At 40.6% G+C, this 24,321-nt stretch carries 31 protein-coding genes; 5 read left to right on the top strand and 26 right to left on the bottom strand.

Annotated features, from left to right (window positions below):
• The 22 genes from rplX to CPRO_RS02590 form a co-directional block, all read right to left on the bottom strand.
• Positions 1 to 312: a 50S ribosomal protein L24 gene (rplX, locus tag CPRO_RS02690; RefSeq protein ID WP_066047608.1), complete on the bottom strand. Its 312-nt coding sequence runs from the start codon at positions 310 to 312 to the stop codon at positions 1 to 3.
• A 13-nt stretch (positions 313 to 325) separates the two neighbouring features.
• Complete coding sequence (gene rplN / locus CPRO_RS02685; RefSeq protein WP_066047605.1) at positions 326 to 694, bottom strand: 50S ribosomal protein L14; 369 nt, start codon at positions 692 to 694, stop codon at positions 326 to 328.
• A 25-nt stretch (positions 695 to 719) separates the two neighbouring features.
• Positions 720 to 977: a 30S ribosomal protein S17 gene (rpsQ, locus tag CPRO_RS02680; protein WP_066047601.1), complete on the bottom strand. Its 258-nt coding sequence runs from the start codon at positions 975 to 977 to the stop codon at positions 720 to 722.
• Positions 978 to 1,008: 31 nt separating this feature from the next.
• Positions 1,009 to 1,218 carry a 50S ribosomal protein L29 gene (rpmC, locus tag CPRO_RS02675; protein WP_066047597.1) on the bottom strand — a complete coding sequence of 70 codons (210 nt, stop codon included), beginning with the start codon at positions 1,216 to 1,218 and terminating at the stop codon, positions 1,009 to 1,011.
• The gene (gene rplP / locus CPRO_RS02670) at positions 1,215 to 1,652 is read right to left on the bottom strand and encodes a 50S ribosomal protein L16 (protein WP_066047596.1); all 438 of its coding nucleotides are present in this window, start codon (positions 1,650 to 1,652) and stop codon (positions 1,215 to 1,217) included. Before rplP ends, rpmC begins: the two co-directional genes overlap by 4 nt.
• Positions 1,653 to 1,654: 2 nt before the next feature.
• Positions 1,655 to 2,314 (bottom strand): 30S ribosomal protein S3, encoded by a 660-nt coding sequence (gene rpsC, locus CPRO_RS02665; RefSeq protein WP_066047594.1) that lies wholly within the window; start codon positions 2,312 to 2,314, stop codon positions 1,655 to 1,657.
• An 11-nt stretch (positions 2,315 to 2,325) separates the two neighbouring features.
• Positions 2,326 to 2,715, bottom strand: a complete 390-nt coding sequence (rplV, locus tag CPRO_RS02660) for a 50S ribosomal protein L22 (protein ID WP_066047593.1) — start codon at positions 2,713 to 2,715, stop codon at positions 2,326 to 2,328.
• Between the two features lie 28 nt (positions 2,716 to 2,743).
• The gene (gene rpsS, locus CPRO_RS02655) at positions 2,744 to 3,028 is read right to left on the bottom strand and encodes a 30S ribosomal protein S19 (RefSeq protein WP_066047591.1); all 285 of its coding nucleotides are present in this window, start codon (positions 3,026 to 3,028) and stop codon (positions 2,744 to 2,746) included.
• Positions 3,029 to 3,092: 64 nt separating this feature from the next.
• Positions 3,093 to 3,923 (bottom strand): 50S ribosomal protein L2, encoded by an 831-nt coding sequence (rplB, locus tag CPRO_RS02650; RefSeq protein WP_066047589.1) that lies wholly within the window; start codon positions 3,921 to 3,923, stop codon positions 3,093 to 3,095.
• A 79-nt stretch (positions 3,924 to 4,002) separates the two neighbouring features.
• Positions 4,003 to 4,302, bottom strand: a complete 300-nt coding sequence (gene rplW, locus CPRO_RS02645) for a 50S ribosomal protein L23 (RefSeq protein ID WP_066047586.1) — start codon at positions 4,300 to 4,302, stop codon at positions 4,003 to 4,005.
• Positions 4,302 to 4,922: a 50S ribosomal protein L4 gene (rplD, locus tag CPRO_RS02640; protein WP_066047585.1), complete on the bottom strand. Its 621-nt coding sequence runs from the start codon at positions 4,920 to 4,922 to the stop codon at positions 4,302 to 4,304. The genes rplW and rplD overlap by 1 nt, the downstream gene beginning before the upstream one ends.
• Before the next feature lie 27 nt (positions 4,923 to 4,949).
• A complete protein-coding gene (gene rplC / locus CPRO_RS02635; protein ID WP_066047583.1) occupies positions 4,950 to 5,579 on the bottom strand; it encodes a 50S ribosomal protein L3 in 630 nt (209 codons plus the stop codon).
• 177 nt (positions 5,580 to 5,756) lie between these two features.
• A complete protein-coding gene (rpsJ, locus tag CPRO_RS02630; protein WP_066047582.1) occupies positions 5,757 to 6,071 on the bottom strand; it encodes a 30S ribosomal protein S10 in 315 nt (104 codons plus the stop codon).
• Between the two features lie 515 nt (positions 6,072 to 6,586).
• Positions 6,587 to 7,978 carry a hypothetical protein gene (locus CPRO_RS02625; protein WP_066047580.1) on the bottom strand — a complete coding sequence of 464 codons (1,392 nt, stop codon included), beginning with the start codon at positions 7,976 to 7,978 and terminating at the stop codon, positions 6,587 to 6,589.
• A 303-nt stretch (positions 7,979 to 8,281) separates the two neighbouring features.
• Complete coding sequence (locus CPRO_RS02620; protein ID WP_066047578.1) at positions 8,282 to 9,640, bottom strand: PFL family protein; 1,359 nt, start codon at positions 9,638 to 9,640, stop codon at positions 8,282 to 8,284.
• A gap of 18 nt (positions 9,641 to 9,658) precedes the next feature.
• Positions 9,659 to 9,931: an ACT domain-containing protein gene (locus tag CPRO_RS02615; RefSeq protein WP_066053628.1), complete on the bottom strand. Its 273-nt coding sequence runs from the start codon at positions 9,929 to 9,931 to the stop codon at positions 9,659 to 9,661.
• A gap of 132 nt (positions 9,932 to 10,063) precedes the next feature.
• Complete coding sequence (thpR, locus tag CPRO_RS02610; protein ID WP_066047576.1) at positions 10,064 to 10,618, bottom strand: RNA 2',3'-cyclic phosphodiesterase; 555 nt, start codon at positions 10,616 to 10,618, stop codon at positions 10,064 to 10,066.
• Between the two features lie 93 nt (positions 10,619 to 10,711).
• Positions 10,712 to 12,694 carry a transketolase gene (tkt, locus tag CPRO_RS02605; protein WP_066047574.1) on the bottom strand — a complete coding sequence of 661 codons (1,983 nt, stop codon included), beginning with the start codon at positions 12,692 to 12,694 and terminating at the stop codon, positions 10,712 to 10,714.
• A gap of 38 nt (positions 12,695 to 12,732) precedes the next feature.
• Complete coding sequence (gene fsa, locus CPRO_RS02600) at positions 12,733 to 13,380, bottom strand: fructose-6-phosphate aldolase (RefSeq protein ID WP_066047572.1); 648 nt, start codon at positions 13,378 to 13,380, stop codon at positions 12,733 to 12,735.
• A 15-nt stretch (positions 13,381 to 13,395) separates the two neighbouring features.
• Entirely contained in the window at positions 13,396 to 13,548 is a 153-nt protein-coding gene (locus CPRO_RS15180) for a hypothetical protein (protein WP_157881619.1), read from the bottom strand.
• A gap of 167 nt (positions 13,549 to 13,715) precedes the next feature.
• Positions 13,716 to 15,182 (bottom strand): threonine synthase, encoded by a 1,467-nt coding sequence (gene thrC / locus CPRO_RS02595; RefSeq protein WP_066047571.1) that lies wholly within the window; start codon positions 15,180 to 15,182, stop codon positions 13,716 to 13,718.
• A 105-nt stretch (positions 15,183 to 15,287) separates the two neighbouring features.
• Entirely contained in the window at positions 15,288 to 16,625 is a 1,338-nt protein-coding gene (locus CPRO_RS02590) for an RsmF rRNA methyltransferase first C-terminal domain-containing protein (protein ID WP_066047569.1), read from the bottom strand.
• Between the two features lie 193 nt (positions 16,626 to 16,818).
• Between CPRO_RS02590 and CPRO_RS02585 the strand changes: the two genes are divergently transcribed.
• Both CPRO_RS02585 and CPRO_RS02580 read left to right on the top strand, forming a co-directional pair.
• Positions 16,819 to 17,400, top strand: coding sequence for a flavin reductase family protein (locus tag CPRO_RS02585; RefSeq protein ID WP_066047568.1), 582 nt, complete (start codon positions 16,819 to 16,821; stop codon positions 17,398 to 17,400).
• 33 nt (positions 17,401 to 17,433) lie between these two features.
• A complete protein-coding gene (locus tag CPRO_RS02580) occupies positions 17,434 to 17,667 on the top strand; it encodes a hypothetical protein (protein ID WP_066047566.1) in 234 nt (77 codons plus the stop codon).
• Positions 17,668 to 17,833: 166 nt separating this feature from the next.
• Here the strand turns inward: CPRO_RS02580 and CPRO_RS02575 are convergent, their stop codons facing one another.
• From CPRO_RS02575 to CPRO_RS02565, 3 genes are all read right to left on the bottom strand, one after another.
• The gene (locus CPRO_RS02575; RefSeq protein ID WP_066047564.1) at positions 17,834 to 18,523 is read right to left on the bottom strand and encodes a metallophosphoesterase; all 690 of its coding nucleotides are present in this window, start codon (positions 18,521 to 18,523) and stop codon (positions 17,834 to 17,836) included.
• Positions 18,524 to 18,538: 15 nt separating this feature from the next.
• The gene (locus CPRO_RS02570) at positions 18,539 to 19,348 is read right to left on the bottom strand and encodes a GTP pyrophosphokinase (protein ID WP_236782375.1); all 810 of its coding nucleotides are present in this window, start codon (positions 19,346 to 19,348) and stop codon (positions 18,539 to 18,541) included.
• A gap of 70 nt (positions 19,349 to 19,418) precedes the next feature.
• Entirely contained in the window at positions 19,419 to 19,955 is a 537-nt protein-coding gene (locus CPRO_RS02565) for a GNAT family N-acetyltransferase (protein ID WP_066047562.1), read from the bottom strand.
• 358 nt (positions 19,956 to 20,313) lie between these two features.
• Between CPRO_RS02565 and CPRO_RS02560 the strand changes: the two genes are divergently transcribed.
• Genes CPRO_RS02560 through CPRO_RS02550 form a run of 3 tightly spaced genes read left to right on the top strand, consistent with a single transcriptional unit; the run spans position 20,314 to position 21,641 of the window.
• The gene (locus tag CPRO_RS02560; protein ID WP_066047560.1) at positions 20,314 to 20,598 is read left to right on the top strand and encodes a DUF2325 domain-containing protein; all 285 of its coding nucleotides are present in this window, start codon (positions 20,314 to 20,316) and stop codon (positions 20,596 to 20,598) included.
• Positions 20,599 to 20,628: 30 nt separating this feature from the next.
• Complete coding sequence (locus CPRO_RS02555) at positions 20,629 to 21,222, top strand: DUF3793 family protein (protein ID WP_066047558.1); 594 nt, start codon at positions 20,629 to 20,631, stop codon at positions 21,220 to 21,222.
• 2 nt (positions 21,223 to 21,224) lie between these two features.
• Positions 21,225 to 21,641, top strand: a complete 417-nt coding sequence (locus CPRO_RS02550; protein ID WP_066047555.1) for a flavodoxin domain-containing protein — start codon at positions 21,225 to 21,227, stop codon at positions 21,639 to 21,641.
• A gap of 448 nt (positions 21,642 to 22,089) precedes the next feature.
• Here CPRO_RS02550 and CPRO_RS02545 read toward each other — a convergent pair whose 3' ends face one another.
• The gene (locus CPRO_RS02545; protein ID WP_066047553.1) at positions 22,090 to 24,237 is read right to left on the bottom strand and encodes a methyl-accepting chemotaxis protein; all 2,148 of its coding nucleotides are present in this window, start codon (positions 24,235 to 24,237) and stop codon (positions 22,090 to 22,092) included.
• Positions 24,238 to 24,321 lie beyond the last annotated feature (84 nt).

Genomic DNA, 24,321 nt, shown 5'->3' with positions numbered 1-24,321 from the left:
TCAGTCGATAACTTCGCCTGTCTTTTTTGCAACTCTTACTTTTTTGCCGTCTTTAATCATAGCACCAAGACGTGTTGCCTTGCCATTATGAAGATACATTACGTTGGAAGCGTGAATATAACTTTCCTTCTTAACAATACCACCCTGCTGATTTTTTGCATTGGGCTTTGTATGTTTAGAAATCATGTTAACGCCTTCTACAAGAACTCTGTTATTCTTAATATCAACAGCAAGAATCTTGCCTTGTTTGCCTTTATCTTTACCTGTTGTTACAACGACTTTATCGCCGCTTTTCAATTTCAAGTTAGCCACCTAGCACACCTCCTTATAATACTTCAGGTGCCAGAGAAAGAATCTTCATAAACTGCTTCTCTCTCAGCTCTCTGGCAACGGGTCCAAAAATACGTGTACCCTTGGGGTTTTTGTCATCTTTGATAATAACCGCTGCATTGTCGTCAAATTTAATATAGCTTCCGTCTGCTCTGCCCACGGAGTGCACTGTTCTAACCACAACAGCCTTTACAACATCGCCTTTTTTCACAACGCCGCCGGGTGTTGCATCTTTAACAGCTGCAACAATGATGTCGCCAACGCCTGCATATCTTCTTGTAGAGCCGCCGAGTACTCTAATACAAAGGAGTTCTTTTGCTCCGGAATTATCTGCTACTTTTAATCTGGTTTCCTGTTGAACCATGTGATTGCCTCCTCTCCAAAAAGGATTATTTTGCTTTTTCGATAATACTTACAAGTCTCCATCTCTTGTCCTTAGACAAAGGTCTGGTTTCCATAACCTTTACGCGGTCACCAATGCCACATTCGTTGTTTTCGTCATGTGCCTTGAGTTTGTAAGTTCTATTTACGATTTTACCATACAAAGGGTGTTTTACTTTATCTTCCACAGCAACAACAATTGTCTTGTCCATTTTGTCGCTGACTACTTTACCAATTCTGGTTTTACGAAGATTTCTTTCTTCCACAAAGAGTTCCTCCTTTCAATAGACCGGATTATTATTCTGCGGCTCTAGCCTTTTGTGTAATCACTGTCTGAATTCTTGCAATACTTTTACGAACTTCCTTGATTCTTGCTGTATTATCCAACTGGTTCGTTGCGTTCTGGAATCTCAGGTTGAATAACTCTTTTTTAGCAGAAACAAGGTCTCTCTGTAATTCATCTGCAGTCTTACCTGTCAATTCATTTACAAAACCTTTTGTTTTCACTGCTGATCACCTGCCATTTCTGCCGCCTCTGCCTTGGAAACAATTTTACATTTGATAGGAAGCTTGTGAATAGCCAGTCTCAATGCTTCTCTTGCTGTTTCTTCTGCAACGCCGCCAATTTCAAACATTACTCTGCCGGGTTTTACTACCGCTACCCAGAATTCAGGCGCGCCTTTACCGGAACCCATACGAGTACCGATAGGCTTCGCGGACACGGGTTTATCGGGGAATACTTTAATCCAAACGTCACCGCCACGCTTGATATATCTTGTCATAGCGATACGTGCTGCTTCAATCTGGTTTGCTGTAATCCAGCTTGGCTCCATAGCCATAATACCGAATTCACCGTAAGTTACTTTGTTGCCTCTGTGGGCACGGCCCTTCATGGAACCTCTTTGCTGCTTACGATATTTCACTCTTTTAGGCATTAACATAATTACTTAGCGCCTCCTTCCTTTTTCGCTGCTTTTACAGGAAGTACTTCACCTTTGTAGATCCAAACCTTTACACCCAACTTGCCGTAGGTTGTATCAGCTTCTGCAAAACCGTAGTCAATGTCTGCACGCAGTGTCTGAAGAGGAATGGTACCTTCATGATAGCTTTCTGTACGAGCCATATCAGCGCCGCCCAAACGACCGCTAACAGATGTTTTAATACCCTTTGCACCGAATTTCATGGTTCTACCCATGGACTGTTTCATCGCACGACGGAATGTCACACGGTTTTCCAACTGCAGTGCAATATTTTCAGCTACCAGCTGTGCATCCAACTCAGGTTTTTTGATTTCGTCAATATTTACAGCAACCTTCTGTGTTGTCATCTTCTGAATGTCAGCTTTCAATTCTTCAATTGCCTGACCATTCTTACCAATAACGATACCGGGTTTTGCTGTGCTTACTGTAACCTTTACTCTGCCAGCAGTTCTTTCGATGGCAATTCTGGAAACGCCGGAAGTGTATAATTTAGATTTGATGAACTTTCTTATTTTAACGTCTTCTACAAGGTAGTCAGCGAATTCTTTCTCTGCATACCATTTAGTATCCCAATCTTTGATGATACCGACTCTTAATCCATGAGGATTTACTTTCTGTCCCATTTCGTACCTCCTTATCTCTCATTGAGAATGATGGAAATATGGCAGGATCTTTTCAGGATCCGATATGCTCTGCCTTGTGCTCTAGGGCGGATTCTCTTCATTGTGGGGCCCTGATCAGCACTTACCTCTTCCACATACAATTTGTTTACGTCCATACCCAAGTTGTTTTCTGCATTAGCCATTGCGGATTTCAAAACCTTCGCAATGATTTCGGAAGCATATCTTGGGGAATAATTTAACAATGCCGCTGCAGTAATAACATCCTTGTTTTTGATCTGATCCAAAACGATCTTCGCTTTTGTGGCAGGGATGCCAACATACTTTGCAGAAGCATGGGGTCTTTTTTCTTGTGTTGCAATGTTTCTTTCCTTCTTAATTTGGCTTCTATGACCTTTTGCCATGAACGAAACCTCCTTTCGTTATCAGATATTAGCGAACTCTTGATTTCTTTTCTGCGTCTTTGCCATGACCTCTGTAGCTTCTTGTCAGTGCAAATTCACCAAGTTTGTGACCTACCATATCTTCAGTAATATATACAGGCACGTGTTTCTTGCCGTCGTAAACTGCGATTGTATGACCGATCATATCGGGGAAAATTGTAGAACGACGAGACCATGTTTTGATTACGTTCTTTTCGCCCGCTGCATTCATAGCATCAATCTTCTTTAAAAGATGATCATCAGCGAAGGGTCCCTTTTTGAGTGATCTGCTCATGTTTTAATCCTCCTTGTTTCGTGTTTTTGTGCTTTAGGCGGCCGCCTTTACACAATCCGATCTATTAGCCGTTTCTGCGGCGAACAATATACTTGTTGGAAGCTTTGTGCTTGTTTCTTGTTTTGTAACCCATAGCAGGCTTGCCCCAAGGTGTCATAGGAGATGGACGACCGATAGGTGCTCTACCTTCACCACCACCGTGAGGGTGATCGTTAGGGTTCATTACGGAACCTCTTACAGTAGGTCTGATACCCATGTGACGTTTTCTACCAGCTTTACCAATGTGAATCAGTTCGTGATCCAAGTTACCAACCTGACCAACAGTTGCTCTACATTCGATAGGCAGCAATCTCATTTCGCCGGAGGGAAGTTTTACTGTTGCATACTTACCTTCCTTCGCCATCAACTGTGCAACGTTACCAGCGGAACGAACCAGCTGACCGCCTTTGCCGGGCTTCATCTCAATGTTATGGATGCTTGCACCAACGGGGATTTTGCTCATAGGCATTGCATTGCCGATTTTTACTTCTGCGTCAGGGCCGTTCATCAGCTTGTCGCCAACGTTTAAGCCTACGGGAGCCAAAATATAAGATTTCTGACCATCAGCGTAAACAATGAGTGCGATGTTTGCTGTTCTGTTAGGATCATATTCGATTGCCTGAACTGTTGCAGGAACACCGTCCTTATTACGTTTAAAGTCTACCAATCTGTATTTAATTTTGGAGCCACCGCCGTGATGACGTACTGTCAATTTACCCTGATTATTTCTACCTGAATTTTTCTTAAGGTGTACCACCAAAGATTTTTCAGGAGTTGATTTTGTAATTTCATCAAAAGCGGACACTGTCATGTGTCTTCTAGATGGTGTATATGGTTTATATCTCTTAATTGCCATCTTCTGCACTCCTTTCGAGTTTCTTTCTATCTTCTACACGTTTCCGTGTGTTTTGCATTTTGCGTCTCATCTTAGGAAATTACATTCCCTGGAAGATTTCGATGTCTTTGCTGTCAGCTGTCAACTTAACAACTGCTTTTTTAAACTTAGGTGTAGAACCGAAGTGCACACCTCTTCTTTTGGGCTTGCCGTCGTAGTTCATTGTGTTAACGGCTGCAACCTTTGCGCCTGCGAACATTTTTTCAACTGCATCCTTTACCTGAGCCTTTGTTGCTGCAGGGTGTACAATGAAAGTATATTTCTTTTCATCTAAAACAGACATACTGCTTTCAGTGATAACGGGCTTCAAGATTACGTCATAATATTTCAAATCAGCCATTATGCGTACACCTCCTCGATTTTCGCTACCGCATCTTTTGTTACAACCAATGTGTTGTACTTCAAAAGATCATATACGTTAATTGTATTAACGGAAGCTGTTTTTACTTCAGGAATGTTTCTTGCGGAAAGCATTACATTGCTGTTTGTACCGTCCATAACGATCAAAGCCTTGCCGCATTTGATGTTTTCAAGTACCTTAGCCATTTCCTTTGTCTTTACTTCTGCCAAAGTCAATTCATCCATAACGATAATTTTGCCTTCTGCTGCTTTTACGGAAAGAGCGGACTGAAGTGCCAATCTCTTTACCTTCTTGTTCAGCTTGAAGGAATAATCTCTGGGCTTAGGAGCGAATACAACACCACCGCCAACCCACTGAGGGGAACGGATGGAGCCCTGTCTTGCGCGGCCTGTGCCTTTCTGTCTCCAAGGTTTTCTACCACCACCGCGAACTTCCGCGCGTGTCTTTGTGCTCTGTGTGCCCTGTCTCTGGTTAGCCAGATACTGAACAACTGCCAGATGCATTACATGTTCATTTGCTTCTATACCGAAAATAGCGTCGTTCAGTTCGACTGTGCCAACCTGATCGCCCTTCATGTTTAATACTGCAACATTTGCCATGTTAGTTTCCTCCTTTCGTAAAGTTTATCAAGCCTTTACGCTGTCTCTGATAACCAGAATAGAACCTTTTGCACCGGGAACTGCGCCCTTGATCAAAATTAAGTTCTTTTCTGCATCAGCACGAACGATTTCAAGGTTCTGAATTGTTACATTTTCACTGCCCATGTGACCTGGCATTCTCTTGTTCTTCTTAACACGGCTAGGTGTTGCGGAAGAACCCATGGAACCAGTAACTCTGTGAGATTTGGAACCATGAGCCATAGGCCCTCTGCTTGCATTATATCTCTTAATTGTACTCTGGAACCCTTTACCTTTGGAAACGCCGCTTGCGTCAACTTTGTCGCCTGCTGCGAATACATCAGCTTTGATTTCAGCGCCGATTTCATATGTGGCTGCATCTTCAACCTGGAATTCCTTTACATACTTTTTAGCTGTCACACCAGCTTTTTCAAAGTGACCCTGAACAGGCTTTGTTACGTGTTTTGCTTTTGCATCTACAAAACCAACCTGAATTGCTTCATAGCCGTCGTTTTCAGTTGTTTTCTTCTGAACAACAACGCAAGGGCCTGCCTCAAGAACTGTTACCGGTACTAATGTGCCGTTTTCAGCGAAAACCTGTGTCATACCGATTTTCTTAGCCATAATAGCCTTCTTCATTTCCTGCACCTCCTAATTTTCTACAGCGGATTGCCCCTTTCAGGGAAATCATACTAGATTCATATAAGAGCTGTTGCCGATACAATATTTCGCATTTACTTCTTATATAAACCAGTTTTGGATGTTTTCTTTCCGGAAATACGTTCGGTTCGTTGCAATCCGTTCATACTTCAGATCTTATTTCATTACTTTTAATGTGATATCTACACCAGCGGGCAAATCCAGACGGCTTAAAGCATCTGCTGTTTTTGCTGTAGGGCTGAGAATATCAATCAATCTCTTGTGGGTTCTCATCTCGAACTGCTCTCTGGAGTCTTTGTACTTGTGTACCGCTCTGATAATGGTCACAACTTCCTTCTTTGTGGGAAGAGGGATCGGGCCACTGATCTGTGCTCCTGTTTTCTTCGCTGTTTCGATGATCTGCGCCGCAGACTGGTCGATCAACTTATGATCGTAAGCTTTGAGACTGATTCTGATTTTTGGGTTTGCCATAAAAAAAGTCCCCTCCTTTTCGTACTTTTGATTTCAGCACGACAAGTGGTGACTGCACACTTATCCGGGTGTGTCCTGCAACGTAAGACACGATTAGCTACCCCCAAAAGAGGGCAGTAAATCCCTAATATTCAGTACAGTGACCTTGTCGCCCGGTTTCTTGAACTGGACATCGCTCCACAGAAAAACCCGTAAACCTTTATTTTATAGGCTTTTGGCAACCTTCTGCTTCAACACTCTATGTCACAACAGAAATTAGTATACACGAAAAAGCTTTGAATTGCAAGCCTTTCTTATCATTTTTTTCAAAAAGTTCTTTTAATTTTAATAAAATTTTCTTTTCATATCCCTAGCATTTTTAAACAATATGCACAATAAATTAATAGCACTTCATTTATAACTTTCATAGCCATCTTTTTTGCAATCACACAAACACTAACACTATTTCATTTTTATTGCCGTTTTTTTAAAAAAACTTCCATTTTCTGTTTTTAAATTTTCACTTCAAATCCTAATCAGACGTCAATACAAAAATCCGACAACTGCTTCTCTGTGATTTTTAACATTTCCTCTAGTTCATCTACATACGTGAAATACCATCCTTGTTCAATAATAGCCTTCTCATTTTCAAAGCATCTGTTCATTCGCTGATTTTCCATTGGAATATATCCATCCAGCGCACAAGGAAAATTTCCTGCTCTTCTCCTAAATGCTTTTAGTCTTTTACGCCAGACTACTATTTTTTCCTCTAGTTTTTTGATTTCTACAGGCACCTGTACCTCTTCATCGAAATCCTTTTTGTATTTTCCTAAAAATCGACTACGGCTTCTGTTGAAGATTTTCTGCATTTCATCATGGGTGGACTTCAACTCTGCATTCAGCAAGCCTAACTCATCTAAAAGCCCTTCCCTTTCCTGTTCAAGGTTTTCTTCGTCACAAAATTCCCACTTAACGGCTGCACTATGCTCTATATTAATTTTAATATGCGGATATAACGCATGAACCTTCTCTGACTTTTCAGCTTCTGTTTTATCCATTTCATACCCTAAGTTACCTTCAGCTCTACGTTCTCTTTTCAGCTTTTGCGAATGACGCTCTCCATCCTCCTCCATTGCTGAAAATGTTTCCATCAGTATTTTCTGCAAATTCTCCATTTCATCTTGTATGATATACAGCAGAGCATTTTCTTTGATGTTCTCCATTCCATTCTGTATTGCATATATTTTGGAATTTATATGTATTGTCTCTTTACTATTTCTCTCATCTACCAATACCATGGGTTTTGTATTAATCTGTTTTATGTTATTCCAATTCTCCAGCTTTTCATATTCTTGCCGCAATCTTTTAAAAAAGCTGTTTGCTTTTTCAACTATTTCACATACACCAATTTGTATACTATTGATCTCACTGCCTTGTGCTTTGGCGTTATTACTGCGTTCTATGCATACCAGCAAATCCGTTAAAAAAGATGTAACTCTGTCTGAAATGGAAATAGCCTCTTCCACCAACTCACACCAAACAATTAAACATTTTTCAGTGGTATCAACCTCATTTATCAGGACACAAGAACCTGAGTGAACCATATTGAAGCACATTCCATCCTCCAGTTGCCTTTCCAACTCAGGAATTCTTTTTTTCTCTTCCTCAATATATAATTCTACTTTTTCATAAGCTTTTTTTGCCTCATATGCTTCCCACTTTTCTTTTTCCAACTTTTCTTCAAAATTTCCCCTAAATAGAAAGAAATGTTTTAATACACTTCGTTCCATCCGATCCACAACATCTTGCTTTAGCACATACTCACTTTTTAACGCTATCTTCCGTGCCCCGTAAATACTCCTCCGACCCCTCCAAAGATCCAATTCTGCCCGAATGCACAAACCTTCCACCACTTTTTTGTCTAACATACTTCTCCCCCATTCTATCCTGATCTTACTTGTTTTATTTTCTGCATACACAAGGTTCTTTCCTCCCCCTTGCAATAAATTGTAAGAAATTGTTAAACTTCTTTCATCCTTTCAACAAGCATATAATGATTATTGGAACAAATAAAAAAGTAGTCCCATTGATTCCAAAACCACTCGTAAATTTGTCTCACAAAAATACGAATTACGTTCATAAATATCAATAGAACTACTCTTATTCTTTAGGAAATCAACCATAGTTATAGGAAAATGCCTGATTCACCCAGATTAAGTGATTTTACTATATTAATTTTTAAAACTATGAATTGGCGCAGGTATACGTCCCCCACGGGCAATAAAGTTTTCACAGCTATAGCGGTTCACAGGCATAACGGGCGCATGTCCCAATAAACCACCGAACTCTACGTGCCCGCCTTCTTTTCTGCCGATTACGGGAATCAGTCTCACCGCTGTGGTTTTGTTATTCACCATACCGATGGCCGCTTCATCGGCAATGATACCGGAAATGGTTGATGCAGGGGTATCTCCCGGAATGGCAATCATGTCTAAACCAACGGAACAAACACAAGTCATAGCCTCAAGCTTCTCCAAGGTAAGTGCGCCCTTTTCCGCCGCTTCAATCATACCATGATCTTCACTGACAGGAATAAATGCACCGCTTAAACCACCAACATAGGAAGATGCCATTACGCCGCCTTTTTTCACGTTATCATTCAGCAAAGCCAAGGCTGCTGTTGTTCCCGGTGCACCGGGTTCTGCAAGACCCATCTCTTGAAAAATTTCAGCAATACTATCACCTACAGCAGGGGTAGGTGCCAAGGAAAGGTCGATAATTCCAAAAGGAACATTTAATCTCTCAGAGGCTTCTTTTGCAATCATCTGTCCAACTCGTGTGATTTTAAATGCAGTGCGTTTCACTGTTTCACAAAGAGTTTCAAAATCTGCACCACGCACCTCTTCTAACGCCTTTTTCACAACGCCGGGGCCGCTAACACCAACATTAATGGCACAATCTGCCTCGCCAACGCCATGAAATGCACCTGCCATAAAGGGATTATCCTCAACTGCGTTACAGAATACAACCAGCTTCGCACAGCCAATGCATTCCGCATCTTTGGTCAATTCAGCTGTTTTTAGTATAATTTCTCCCATCTCCTTCACGGCATCCATATTGATACCATTTCTGGAGGTTCCAATGTTAATGGAGGAACAAACTCTGTCGGTAACTGCCATTGCCTCAGGAATAGATGCAATCAGCGTTCTATCGCTTTTGGTATAGCCTTTATGTACCAAAGCGGAAAAACCGCCAATAAAATTTACGCCTACTTCTTTAGCCGCCCGATCTAAGGTCTGGGCAATACTCACATAGGAGTCTGTTTGGCAACCTGCAGCCGCAATTGCAATAGGTGTGATAGAGATTCTTTTATTTACAACAGGAACGCCGTATTTCTTTGCCAACTCATCCCCGACCTTTACCAAATCTTTAGCATAGGTAGTGATTTTGTTATAAATCTTCTCATTGAACTTCTCAACGTCTGCATCGGCGCAGTCCAATAAGCTAATTCCCATTGTAATGGTACGAACATCAAGGTTCATATCGTTAATCATACGGTTGGTTTCTAAAATTTCATTTCTTGTTATCATCGTTCAGCCCTCCCCTGATTATATGCGATGCATAGCATCAAAGATTTTTGTGTGCTGAATTTTGACTTTCAGACCCATCTCGTTACCAAGGGTATTAAGCTTCTCTGAAATTTCGTCGTAACCGAGCTTCATGCTTGTAATATCTACAACCATAACCATATTAAAGTATCCCCCAACAATGGTTTGGGAAATATCTAAAATATTAATGTTGCTTTCCGCCAAAACCGTGCATACCTTAGCGGTAATCCCTACACAATCCTGTCCCAAAACGGTAATCACTGCCTTTTCCATTTCCTGCATTTTCTTTTTCCTCCTTAATAATCCGAAAAACAAAAAGCACCTTTGACCTGCCCTATCTTTCGTTTCGCAATAAAATTTTTTATATTTTATCCCATAAACGCAATCTTATTGGCAAAATTACCCTTATGCACGATAACCCTTTAATTCCTGCCGAAAAATCGGCTTATATATTAAGCGCGGCCCTCGCCGCACACTTTCCATCAAAGTGATTTTTTCCACTGAAAAGCTTTTTCCCTCCATAACAACAGCTTTTTGCACATCGGCAAAGCCTCTTTGGGGCTCAACTTCACGCCCTAAAGTGATGTGGGGACTAAGCCCTTTTTTCTCCCTTGAAAAGCCTTGGCGCTCCAAGCTTTTTTCAAGACCGAAAAATAATCTTTGCAAAGCATCGCTTTTATCAAGTCCCACCCAAAGAATCCCTCTGTCTCCTCTACCGAAGAAACCAATTTGCCCTAATTTCAGATCAAAAACGCGGTTTCTTTGCGCCGCTTCAAACATAGCTTCCTTCACATACTCCACATCAGATGGGTCAATCTCCCCTAAAAAATGCAAAGTAACATGAAAATTATCTTTGGGGGTATAATTCCCACGACGACAATATTTCTGGGTTTCCGTCTGAATCTCAGAAAGATATTCCCCAACCTCAGGGGATAATTCAATGGCAATAAATGTACGCATATGTCCCCTCCTTCCTATGAAAAAAGCCCTTTGGGGATGAGGAACCATAATGGTTCCCCTCTCCCCCCGAGAGCTTCTCGCTTCATCGCAATATTATGCTTTTACCAACGCAAGGGCTTTTTCTACAACGTTTTCAACGGTAAAGCCAAAATCCTTAAATAATAAGCCTGCTGGCGCAGATGCACCAAAGCCATCCATACAAATGGTAGCGCCATCGAGACCTATATACTTATGCCAGCCAAAATCAGCTGCTGCTTCCACAGCAAGTCTCGCTCTAACTGCCTTAGGCATAATGCTTTCTTTATATTCCACGCTCTGCGCTTCAAACAATTCCCAGCTTGGCATACTGATGACTCTTGCTTTTACACCCTTTTCAGCCAAAACATCATAAGCCTTATAAATTAGCTCAACCTCAGAACCACTTGCCATCAATAAAACATCAGGTGTTCCTGTGCAGTCCTTCAAAATATAAGCACCCTTTAATGCATCCTTGCCTGTACCGTCTAAAGCGGGCAGGTTTTGTCTGGATAGAATCAAAGCCGTAGGTGTACTTGTTTTTGTCAATGCCGTATACCAGCCTGCCGCTGTTTCTCTTGTATCGCAAGGACGAAAAGCAATATAATTTGGCATACTGCGCAGCATCGCCAAATGCTCAATAGGCTGATGGGTAGGGCCATCTTCACCAACACCAATACTGTCATGGGTCATAATGCTGATTACAGGCAATCCCATTAAGGATTCCATACGAAGGCCAGCCTTCATATAATCTGCAAATACAAAGAATCCTGCTATATAAGGACGTAATCCCCCATGTACTGCCATACCGTTTACCATAGCTGTCATAGCAAACTCACGTATGCCAAAGTGCACATTGGAGCCTGCGGGATTTTCTTTACTATAGTATTCTCTGTCCTTCATAACGGATTTATTGGAAGGAGCCAAATCGGCGGAACCACCAAATAAGTTAGGCACAGCCTTTGCAACCTTCTGCAATACCTTCTCGGATGCCGCACGGGTGGCAATATCTCCTTCGTTCTTCCAGAAATCTTCATCATTTAATAAATCAACAGACAATTCGTTGCTATGCCAAGCCGCATATTCCTTTGCCAACTGGGGATTTTTTTCAGCATAAGCCTTGAACATTTCGTTCCAAGCAGCTTCTGCTTTTGCTCCATTTGCAATAATATCAGCCATATGTGCCTTAACTTCCTCGGGAACGAAGAATTCGTCGGCATATGTCCAGCTTAAGTTCCCTTTTGCAAGTCCAATTTCATCTGCACCAAGGGGTTCACCATGGGCAGAAGCCTTGCCCTGCTTATTGGGTGCACCGTAACCAATCTGGGTGTTTACTTTCACTAAAGCAGGCTTATTTGAAGCTTTTGCCTCTGCAATGGTTTTATCAAGCACATCTACATCGTTGCCATCTTCCACCTCGAAAACATCCCAGCCGTAAGCAATAAAGCGTGCTTTTACATCTTCTGTAAAGGCAACATCTGTACTGCCTTCAATTGTAATTTTGTTGCAATCATATAGTAAAACCAATTTGGAAAGACCCATTGTTCCAGCTAAAGATGCCGCTTCAGAAGCAACGCCTTCCTGCAAACAACCGTCACCGCAAAGGGCAAAGGTATAATGGTCTACCACTTTAAATTCAGGTGTGTTAAATTTCGCTGCCAAATGGCTTTCAGCCAAAGCCATACCTACTGCATTTGCAATGCCTTGTCCCAAGGGTCCGGTGGTTGTTTCTACACCAAGGGTATGCTTATACTCAGGATGACCGGGTGTCAAAGAATTTCTTTGACGGAAATTTTTCAAATCTTCAATGGTCAAGCCATAGCCGAACAAATGCAATAAAGAATATAACAATGCAGAACCGTGTCCGGCTGAAAGAACGAAACGGTCTCTATCATTCCATGCAGGATTCTTGGGGTTGATCTTCATTTCCTTTGCCCACAAGGTATATGCCATAGGTGCTGCACCCAAAGGCAAACCGGGGTGTCCGCTGTTTGCTTGCTGAATTGCTTCTGCGGAAAGAAAACGCAGGGTGTTAATCGTTAATTGATCCATAGGGTTCATGTTTTTACCTCCAAAAACAATAATAACGTTGTGTCTGATTATTTTTTAGGTACGGTTTCCCAATCCTTCAAGAAACGTTCAATACCAAGGTCTGTCAAAGGATGCTTTGCCATCTGAATTAATACGTTGTAAGGGATGGTTGCAATATGGCAGCCAACTCTTGCCGCATCAATCACGTGTAAAGGATTACGGATGCTTGCCGCAATAATTTCTGTCTGAATACCGTGTACATCAAAAATCTCAACGATTTCTTCGATTAAAGTCATACCTACCGCACCAATATCGTCAACTCTGCCTAAGAAGGGGCTAACATAAGTTGCACCAGCTCTCGCAGCCATTAATGCCTGTGTAGCGGAAAAAATTAAAGTTACGTTTGTCTTGATGCCCTCAGCAGTCAAAATCTTTACAGCCTTTAAGCCTTCCAATGTCATAGGGATTTTAATTACAATATTTTTATGGATTTTAACCAGTTCTCTGGCCTCTGTTACCATGCCTTCATGCTCAAGGCTGATGACCTCCGCGCTGATTGGGCCGTCAACGATTGTTGTTATTTCCTTTACTACCTCAACGAAGTCCCTGCCTTCTTTTGCAATTAAGGAAGGGTTTGTTGTAACGCCGCAAATAACGCCTAAATCATTTGCCTCTTTGATGTGCTCCACATTCGCAGTGTCGATGAACATTTTCATGGTATAATCTCCTTTTTATTCTTTTTTAGATTCCCTGTTTTGATTCCTGCAATTGTTGCCTGATTGAATGGTAGTACAGAAAATCAAATGAATTTCCCGAAGCTCGTCCAAGTGGGAAATAATCAATTCTGATGTACACATACAATGAATCAGTGTTCCAAAATACATTGTAATCCATCCAAACGACAAAATCAACGGCTTTCCGCTTTGCATTCCCACTTTCTAAAAGGCAAGCAAAGGCACTGCCTTATGTGGGACATTTCTTGTACTTTGTGCATAATAGAAAATGGGGGATTTCCAAAAGAATTACATAATCTACCTATAAAAACCATCCTCTATGCTAAATATCCTTTTACAAAATCCTTAATTTTATCCCTGTCACAAACATTTTTGTGTAAAATTACTCTATGTTCAATGCCCCGAATGGGCTCTGGGATAGCTACACCGCTGATTTTTTCTAAAACATCCATTAAAGCAAATGCATCTTCCTGCTCATATTTTTTATCTAACGCCATCATAACATCTTTTGTGAACTTGTACGGACTTGCCGTTGAGACAATCACCATAGGTCTGCTGTCTTTACTCTCATCTTTATATTTCTGATATGCGGCATAGGCAACTGCTGTATGGGTATCCATCACATAGCCTGTTTTTTCAAAGAAGCTTTTAATAGCTCCATATGTTTCCTCTTCCGTTGCATATTCACCGCTAATTTTCTTTTCTGTAATGGTAACGGAATATTTTCCATCCTTACTTAGCTTCAGCATATCTTCCTTTGTGGCGTCCTGCCCAGCCATATGGCTCAGCAAACGTTCCAAATTACTGGAAATCAAAATATCCATGGAAGGAGAAACTGTCACACGGAATTCTCTGTTTCTGTCATAAGTACCGGTACGGAAGAAGTCATACAATACCTTATTATCATTGGAGGCACAAACAAAATGACCAACAGGTAGACCCATTTTCATAGCGTACCAGCCTGCCAAAATATCTCCAAAATTTCCTGTTGGCACAGTAAAGTTTAATTCTTCACCCATTTTTAAAGCCCCTTGTTTCACTGCTTCCAAATAAGCATGGAAATAATAAACAATCTGAGGAACCAAACGTCCAATATTAATAGAATTTGCAGAAGAGAATAAAAATCCCTTTTTCTCCAGCTCTTCTCCCAAAGCCTTATCCGTAAAAATACTCTTCACTGCACTTTGGGCATCGTCAAAATTGCCCAAAATCCCAACAACGCATGTGTTTTCTCCCTCTTGTGTTGTCATTTGCAGCTTTTGCACTGGGCTGACCCCATCCTCAGGGAAGAATACAATGATTTTTGTGCCTTCTACGCCTGCAAAGCCTTCCAGCGCCGCTTTGCCTGTATCTCCTGAAGTGGCTGTTAAAATGACAATCTCCTTATCTATCCCTTCTCTCCTTGCCGCTGTTTTCATAAAGTAAGGCAAAATAGACAAGGCCATATCCTTAAAAGCTAAAGTTTTGCCATGAAATAGCTCCAAAAAGAAAGCGTCTCCCTTTTGAACCACTGGAGCAATCTTTGTTGTATCAAATTTATCATCATAAGCCCCATCAATACAGGCCTTTAATTCCTCTTCGGTAAAATCTAAAAATAGGCTCAGAACTTCGTACGCCAGCTCTTGATAACTTAACTTGCTCAATTCCTCTAATGATTTTTCCATGGTAGGAATTACTTCAGGTATATAAAGTCCCCCATCGGGACAAATTCCTCTTAAAATTGCATGTGAAGCCGTTGCTCGTATAGAAGCATCCCGAGTTCCCATATATGTTAAATTTCCCATAACATTCCCTTCTTCCTTAAGCTTTAATTTACGATAGTTCTATTTTACAAACTTTTCGAAATTTGTCAACCGTAATTATACATATGTCCTCTAATTGCGGACATATCATTCCCATTTCCAACCTACGGCATATTTATTTTTCAGCCTTCCCCCTTGACGTTTTGCCCAGCCCAAAGGAAAGCCATCCACGCAAACTAGGGTCCACCCTTCTTTCCCATCTGCCTCCACAGTTTCCCCTTTTAAATAACGAATGACTCTGTCATCTCCCAAGGGGAAATCCTCCACACTGGTTACTTCTTCCTTGAAAAGTCCCATAGCAAAGGCTTGAGAGGGCTCAAACCGCCCTTTTTTCAGTGTTCCTAATTGCCAACCTGTGCGTAAAGCTCGAAGTCCTTTCATCGTAGGCATTCCTTTTGGTAAAAGATATAGGCTGTCTCCAAAGATTTTAAAGGTTCCGCTAAGCTTTGTTTTTAGCACTTCTTTTTCAAATTCTAAATAAGGTAAAATGTCTTTTTCTTTTTCACAGGCTTCCTCTGAAAATAAAGAATCATGACTGTTTCCTGCCTTTTGCATTAATGCAAGAAAATGACCTTCTCCCTTTATTTTATGGGGGTATAATCTGGCACACGGGGAAAGCTCTCCAATTCCTGCTGAGAAACCATATTTCTTTTCAATGGGAACAAGAGAGAACTCCTGATGTCTTTCTAAAAAATCAGCAATGCTTTTTTCGTTTTCCTCGACAGCGAATGTACAGGTAGAATAAAGCATCATTCCACCGGGACGTAACATCTCTGCGCAAGCTTCCAAAATTTTAGCCTGCTCCTTTTGACAAAAAGCAAGCATTTCCTCATTCCAGCTTTTCACCATATCTGGTTCCTTACGAAACATACCCTCACCTGAGCAAGGAGCATCAATAAGAATTTTATCGAAAAAATTGGGCAATCTCTCTTTTAGACGCTCAGGTGGCTCACTCATTACAACAGCATTGCGAATACCAAATAGTTCAATATTCTTTAATAATGCCTTTGCTCGACCTGCACTGATGTCATTGGCAACCAAAAGCCCTTCCCCTTGAAGCCCGGCACCCAATTGTGTGGACTTACCACCCGGTGCAGCGCAAACATCCAAAACCCGTTCACCGGGCTGAATAGGCAAAATCGCACCTGGGCTCATGGCACTTGGCTCCTGTAAATAATAAAGCCCTGCATGATAATAAGGGTGCTTTGCAGGACGTTCGTCCCCCGCATAATAAAATCCTTCGTTACACCATGGAACCGAGGTAAGGGAAAAAACATTTTGATCAAGAAAAACCTCTGGCATGAGCTTTAAGGGATTTACCCGCAACCCAAAATATCTTGATTCCTCAAAAGATTCCAAGTATCTTGGATATTCCTCCCCCAAAAGCTTTTGCATTTTTTCCGTATATTGAATGGGCAGTTCCATAAGATTCCTCCGTTATTTTATATTCTTTTTAACATCATACTGAAAATCAGCATAGAATACAAGAAATAGGAAAAAAAACATATGAAATCTGAACTCTTTTTTTCTTTACAAAGCGCTGTATCTCGTATAAGATAAATAGCGTCACTTTATATTTTATGAGCACATTTTTCATTTTAAACAAGGAGGTTGTTACATGGGAAAAGCGGTATGGAAGCCCGGCACCGTGCTTTATCCGGTACCCGTTGTTATGGTATCCTGTGGTACAGAGGAAAAAGGAAATATTATTACCGTTGCATGGACGGGAACCATAAACAGCGACCCGGCAATGACCTATGTTTCCATACGTCCTTCACGCCACTCCTTTGAGCTGATTCAAAACAGTGGGGAGTTTGTTATTAATCTGGTCAACAAAGACTTGGCATATGCCTGTGATTTTTGTGGTGTGAAAAGTGGGCGGGATATGGATAAATTTAAGGAACTGAACCTGACTGCAAAAAAAGGGGAAAAAGTAGATGCTCCTATCATTTATGAAAGCCCCGTAAACATTGAGTGCAAAGTAAAGGAAATCATTCCTTTGGGCACCCATCACATGTTTTTAGCAGAGGTAGTTTCCGTTAGCGTCAGTGATGAATATTTAGATGAAACAGGGAAATTTCATTTTAATGATACTGAGCCTGTCTGTTATTCCCACGGCGCATATTTTACCCTAGGCAAGCAGCTGGGTACTTTTGGTTATTCTGTAAAAAAACCTAAAAAGGCTAAAAAAAAGAAATAAGAAGGAAAATGTATTAAAGGGAGGATCTTTGCAATGTTACAAATCACAGAAGTCAATATCTATTCTATCGATAAAGGCGAGGACAGTTGGGCAATCGAAGGGGAAATCTTATTTGAAGATGATTTGACCTCAGCCTTTGAAGCAACCTATCTTGTAGACGAAGATGAATTGGAAAGTTTTTCCTTAGAATTGGACTTAGAAGAGGATTATAACACACGAACATTGAAAAAGCGGATTGTGGAAGCTGCAAATGACTTTGAAGATTAAAAAATAACGGCGATTGAACATCAATCGCCGTTAGGGTTTGCCCGCAAATATAACAAGGGTTTCATCCTTAAACCACCAACCCCCTTATAATGGGGGTTTTAGAATGTTTCTAATGCCCAAGGTTTTCTTAGCTGTTGTGATTGAAACAAATCACCTTCTGCAGAACTTAAATTAACCTTTTCGGACAAAAATCAAGGTAATCGGCGGAAACCAAATGATAAACAATTCCGTCCCTCTCACCCTTTATGCCGCTTTCGTGGCTGGGTTTCCCATGTAAATGTCCATACACCACCTGTCTTATAGGGTATTCCCGAATGATTTCTAAAAAAGCAGAATTTTCTTGCCTATCATTCGTCGGAGGAAAATGCATCATCAGAAGAATTTCCTCCGCCCCCTTTCTCATGGCGCTGTCTAGAGAAAGCCTCAATCTAATCTGTTCCCGTTCATAAAGCTTTTGATCCTGCGCCGTGAAGCGGCTGTCATTTGGGCATAGCCATCCCCTTGAACCACAGATATATAGACTCTCATAAAGGTCGCAGTCATTTTTCAAAAAACGCATCCCTTCAAAAGTTCTTTCTAGCCTAGAGGCAGATTTCCACCAGTAATCATGATTTCCCTCTATAAAGATCTTTCTTCCGGGCAAACCTTGAATCACCTGTAAATCAGCCGCAGCATCTTCTTCTTTCATAGCCCAGGAAATATCCCCGGGGATTAAAACTGTGTCTTCCTTACCAACTTCTTGCTGCCAATTTTCAATAATTCTCTCACTATGACCTTCCCAATTGGCACCAAAAATACTCATTGGTTTATTCACAGAAAACCCAAAGTGGAGATCTGCAATTGCAAATAGCCCCATGCTGCTGCTCCTTTTTTACACCCGATAAACCTCTGCCAATACATTCAACTTTTCATTAAATGCCTTCAGTTCATCTATATCTTCGTTGTTCCAAATATCCACAAATTCTTTATTGATTTCATCCATTTCATCTAAGTCTGCCCCAAAATGCAAACTTTGAATATTGTCTAAAATATTTGTAACCAAATTCCCCTTAATTTCATTGAGTCGTTGGGCATTGGTGATTTCCTCGCGAATGGTAGACATCTCTCGATCCAAATGAAATGCGGCCTCTGCACAAATTCTTAGCCGATGCTGCAAATTTTCTGGAATATTGCCGCTATATTTATACCTAAGGGAATGCTCCGCTGTTGCCCAAAAGTTCATGGCATTGGTACGAATTTGGATTTCAGCCAAAACCTCCTTGGGCCCTAAAGCAGTACTCAATGGATATCGAATAATCATATGATAACTGCGGTATCCACTGGGCTTTGTATTCGTTATGTAATCTCGCTCTTCCAACACAGTCATATCTTTTCTGGACTGAACCATGGTTACAACCTTTTCAATATCCTCAACAAATTGACAAAGAATACGGATACCTACAATATCCTCAATTTTTTCCTCGATTTTTTCCGGGGGTATTTGTTTTTTACCCGCCTTTTCTAAAATACTTGCCGGCTTCTTCAATCGCCCCGTTACCGAGTCAATGGGTGAATATATTCCTAGATGCCTACACTCCTTGTCTAAACAGCGAAATTTTAAAAGCAGTTCATCCACCGCTTGTTCATACGGATATAAAAGCTCTTTCCAGTTGACTATTTCCACAAAAACACCTCTTCTCATCGCACTGACTCCTATTTTACTTCAAAAACCTGCTTTTGTGTTACGAAATTACATACGAAAACCTTTGATTTTATTTTAAATTACGACAAAACTCATCCTTTGTCATTGAATACCATCTTTTATCCTTCATGTCTCCATCATAACGCAATTCTGACTGACGTTGTACTCCTTCAAACTGAAAACCACACTTTTCAATCACTCTCTGGGAACGCAAATTGTCCGTATAATGGGAAACTGAAATCAAATCATAGCCCTTCTCATGAAACGCATAGGAAAGAATAGCACCAACTGCTTCGGTCATGTACCCTCTTCCCCAAAAATTCTTACCAATGGCATAGCCAAGCATTCTTGACCCTTCATTTTCCCTGGTGACGTCAGGTACCAAACCTATGGTACCAAACAACTTGCCACTTTCCTTTTCAACGAGACCAAATATATCTTCCTTTTCTAAAAAAACGACATCCAATATTTCTTTGGTTTCCTCTATGGTTTCATGAGGTTTCCAGCCTGCATTCTCCCCTACTTCCGGCTCTTTGCTATATTCAAAAATATCCGCTGCATCCCTTTTGGTTATACTGCGTAATATCAATCGTTCTGTTTCTATCATTGTTCTTTCTCCTTCTATTCGTTCATAATCAAAGGTTATGAATTATTATTTATGTCAGTTTTCTTATGGTTGCATCGTATCTAAGCTGTAGACAGAAGCTAAGCCTTTAAAAAGCAAACACTTAATCTTTGTTGCCCAAGGCCTTTAATTGATTCTCTAGAACCAAAAATATCTAATTTGTTTTTAACATCAACATCTCTCCTTTTGATTATTATAGCATAATCTAAAACATTAATCCATATTGTTCCATGGTTTATAAATTAAAATAGTAAAAAAAGCCTTGACATTTCTTTCTTCTAATGGTAGCATTAGCACATAGTTAGTAAAGACTAACTAAAAACGATTTAGGAGGTATTCCATGAGCGTTGTCATCGTAGGCGGCCACGATCGTATGGTTCGTCAATATATGGATATTTGTAAAAAATATAATTGCAAAAGCAAAGTTTTCACCCAAATGCCCGGAAACTTCCGCAGCCAGATCGGAAAGGCTGATTTAATTGTGCTTTTTACCAGCACAGTTTCTCATATTATGGTTGCAGGCGCAGTACAAGAGGCAGAACGTAATCAAATTACTATTGCTCGTTCCCACAGCTCCTCTTCTTCTGCTTTAAACAAAATTTTAAGCTCATACTGTCAGGCTTAAGTTAGCCATTACTAATAAAGGAGGTTACTTATGTCTGATTTCGAAATGCAGATGCTTTATCATGGCGCCCCAACTCTGTTTGGGATTAAGCAGGCAAATTTATTTTCATTACCCTTATCCTGCCTTCAATCCCTGAAAGATGAAGTTGCGTCTTATCAAAAACAACTTGAAAAAAGAGGGGTTTCTTTGCAGTATCTTTATTGTTGCAAGAAGCGGGTTTTCTTCTTGGTCTACAGAAAGGAAAGTTTACTGGAATATTTCAGCAATCCTGCCGTAAAAGCTTTTTTGGTTGAGACAGGTTATCCTTTTCATGTAAACCAAGAATCCTCTTTGTTGAATACTTTGGCTTTTCTGCGCCGACGTATTCAACAACGCAATGAATTTCCACATGAAATCGGGTTTTTCTTAGGCTATCCGCCTGAGGATGTCTTTGCCTTCATTGAGGAAAAGGGACAAAATTATAAGCTCTGTGGTTATTGGAAGGTCTACGGTGACGAAAAGTCCGCTGTAGCAACCTTTCGTCAGTATACATATTGCAGAAAAAAATTATTACATCAGGCTTCCAAGGGAATTCCAATTCTCTCTTTATTAGAAGCAAAACAAACATTACAGGAGGTTTTTTAAACATGAAGAAAGCTGTTATTTATTGGAGCGGAACAGGTAATACTGAAGTTATGGCAAAAGAAATCGCTCAGGGCATGGGTGCTGATACAGAAATTTTTACTGTAGATGCTTTCCATGGTAATATCAGTGACTATGATAAGATTGCATTTGGTTGCCCCTCTATGGGTGATGAAGTTTTAGAAGAAGCTGAATTTGAACCATTCTTCTCTTCCATCGAAAGCAAACTGTCTGGCAAAAAAGTTGCTTTATTCGGTTCCTATGGTTGGGGTGATGGTCAGTGGATGCGTGATTGGTGTGCAAGATGCGAAAAGGCAAACGTGAACCTTTTTAATGAAGAAGGTTTAATCCTTTGCGGTTTCCCCGATGCAGACGGTAAAACAAGCTGCACAAAACTAGGTCAGGACTTTGCAGCTTATTAAAAAAGACAAAGTGAATCATTTTCGAACCTTTTCCCTTGAGGCACCTGTGACAACAGGTGCCCCTTCCTTTGGCATTTTACTATGTCTAAACGTTTCATATAGAGAATCTAATAGAACAACTTTAGTTCGTTTCACCAAAACATTGATATAAGCGGCTGAACATTTTATAATTCATTCTCTAAATCGCTGTTTTGTCGACATGATAACGTTAATTCACGTGTTAAATTGCTACCGGAAATAAGTAAGTTCTTTTCTTGTCTATAAGCATGTAAACACCTGATAACACTTGAAATATCCCCAATTCCCCTCCCCTTATTTATTTTTAACTTTTTCATCATTCACGATTCTCTCTACACATCAAAATCTATATTAATTTCAATAGTATCCAATAGTCTTGCTCCTTCATAGAAAAAAAGTGGCTGGGGAACAGCCCAAACCACCTTTCTTGTTAGTATTTATCTCCAAAAGCTTCACTATCAAACACTTCTGCTTCTTCAGAATTTTCATAATCATTTATCGTATTATTCTTTTGGTCCTTAATCTTGAAATTTGAAATTAAATCCTTTAAAATTTCCGCTTGACCTGAAAGCTCCTCACTGGTAGCAGCACTCTCCTCAGCCATTGCTGAGGTGGTATGCACCACATCGGTAATCTGCCCCAAACCCACGTTGACTTGGGTTATTGCCTCTGCTTGCTCTTGGGCATTTTGGGATATATGGTTGATGGAAGTGATGATTTCTCTTGCTTCAACCACCACATTTGACAGTGCATCCGCAGTATCATTTGCTACCCTAAAACCATCATCCACAGAAAGCAGGGTACTTTCAATTAATTTTGTAGTATCCTTTGCCGCCTCTGCACTTTTCGCCGCCAGATTGCGCACCTCATCTGCAACAACTGCAAAGCCTTTTCCCGCAGATCCTGCCCTTGCCGCCTCAATCGCTGCATTTAAAGCAAGTATATTGGTCTGAAATGCTATTTCTTCAATGGCTTTGATGATCTTTCCGATCTCACTGGATTTATTATAAATACTATTCATAGCGTCCAGCATTTGGCTCATTTTTTGATTACTATTTTCCATTGCCATCCCGACTTCTATTGCCTTTTGACTTGCCTCCGCCGCCTTTGCGGCACTGCCATCAATTTGCCTTGCAATATCCATAATGGTTCTAGTAAGGTCTTCTACAGAGCTAGCCTGCTGGGTTGCTCCTTGACTTAGCGCTTGCGCCGCACTGGCAACCTGCTCGGAGCCGGAAGAAACCTGCTCCGCCACAAAGGACATTTCTCCAAAGGTTTGACTTAGGGCAGTCTGAATATGATCGAACGAGCGCTGAATCGCAGTAAAATCTCCCATATATTCTCTTTGGATTTCTTCTGTTAAATTTCCTGCTGCAATTTCCTCTAAAAGATACGAAATTTCATGGATATAACCTGATAATACTTCAGATGTTTCTTTAAAAATATTTGCCAGAATACCTAATTCATCCCTTGATGTAACCATTAAACTATGATCCACCCTTAAGTCTCCGGCACCCATTTTTTCCGCCATAGCCATTACGTCGTTTACCGGTGCCAATGCTCTTTTCAGTGTGTAATAGCTGAAAAGGGAAAGAACAATCAATCCCAACAACCCAATTGCCGCCATAGTATAGGTAATCTGATTCACCACAGCCAAAGCCTCAGATTTACTCACAACATAAGCACTGGACCATAATGAGTCTGTTCCCGCTAAGGATACGGGTATATGTACAATCCAAGCGGCTTCATCATTAAAAGAATCGTTTTTATCCTCAACTAAAATGGATGCACCTCTTGCAGCAGCATCTAAAATTTTTTGATCATTCTCAGTATGCACTTGAAAACTCTGACCAATCACGTTTTTGTCTAAGTTGTCTGCAATCAAAGTTCCCTTTCCTGTCATTACATACGTATGGGCAGTTTTGAATTCTCCATTATCATACTCCAAAGAATTCACACTATCTGTCAAAATATCGCAATTGGCAACACCAATAAATTTACCTGTACTATCTGTTATGGGAGAGCTTAGTGTTACCATCCAAACGGTCTGCCCGTTTGTCAATTGATAAGAGTAAGGCTCTGTGATATGTGTGGACATTTTATCCCTGGCCGGTGCGTAATAGTCAGCCGACCCATAAATGTCATAGTCATCATTTATATCCAACGCGGTACCCGAACCATCCCTGTATAAATAATAAGAACGACCCTTAGGTGTATCAGGGAAGAATTTATTTGGTTCAAAGGCAAAGTATGCAGAAAAAATTTTCTGATCTTTCAGTACATTTTTCAAAGAATCCATTAACATTTTTTCAGAAGTTTCTTTCTCTAAGCTTTGATACCTTGATACCTCCGAAGACAGACTAGTTGAAAAAACATACATTTTTTGTAGGTAAGACCGAGCAACTGCTGCATTTGCATCAGCAATATAAGTGATTTCTTTTTTAACTTGATTCGTTACCACCTTTCTTGTCATTCCGGCCAAAGAAAAACATATTGCCCCAATAATTACAAAAATAATACCTGTGTTCATGAACGAAATTCTAAAAGATAACATGTTTTTGCGGCTTAATTTACTCATACACTCACCTCATTTGCATTTCAATAACATCCTAAATTCCATATCTTTCTATTATGTCTCTATTATATCGGTCTTTTCTGCTAA

The organism is Anaerotignum propionicum DSM 1682, assembly GCF_001561955.1.
GTDB classification, from domain to species: domain Bacteria; phylum Bacillota; class Clostridia; order Lachnospirales; family Anaerotignaceae; genus Chakrabartyella; species Chakrabartyella propionicum.
This window is presented reverse-complemented; position numbering and strand designations above follow the sequence as displayed.